Source organism: Pseudomonas sp. EA_65y_Pfl1_P113, assembly GCF_963970525.1.
Lineage (GTDB): Bacteria > Pseudomonadota > Gammaproteobacteria > Pseudomonadales > Pseudomonadaceae > Aquipseudomonas > Aquipseudomonas tritici.
This window is the reverse complement of the sequence record NZ_CAXAQM010000622.1, coordinates 1-444: the sequence shown is the minus strand read 5'-3', so window position 1 is coordinate 444 and position 444 is coordinate 1. Positions and strand designations below refer to the sequence as shown.

Annotated in this window: 1 protein-coding gene; it reads left to right on the top strand. The window is 66.9% G+C overall.

The annotated features are described in order from the left end of the window. On the top strand, positions 1-444 hold a 444-nt coding region (locus AACY52_RS31415), incomplete at both ends, for a dihydroxy-acid dehydratase (RefSeq protein ID WP_339561561.1).

Below are 444 nucleotides of genomic sequence, written 5' to 3'. Positions count from 1 at the left end.
ACCGCCTTGCCGCCAATGGCTGGCATGGCGACGATTATCGCCCGCTCGGCCTGTGCGTCGATGAGAAAGCGATCGTCAATGCCGCAATCGGCCTGCTCGCGACCGGCGGCTCGACCAATCATTTGCTGCATTTGCCCGCAATTGCGGCCTGCGCCGGGATCGTGCTCGACTGGGAGGATTTCGATCGCCTGTCCAAGGCGGTGCCGCTCATCACCCGCGTCTATCCCAACGGGTCGGCCGATGTGAACGGGTTCGAGGCGGCGGGCGGTATGCCCTTCGTCATCCGCGAACTGGTGTCGGCCGGGTTGCTCCACGGCGATCTGCTGACGGTCGCGGGCGACAGCCTTGCCGATTATGGCCGCAAGCCGGTAATCGAGGGCGATGCGCTGGCCTGGGTCGATCCCGGCCCGAGCGGCGACGAGAGCATCCTGCGCGCGGCGTCCG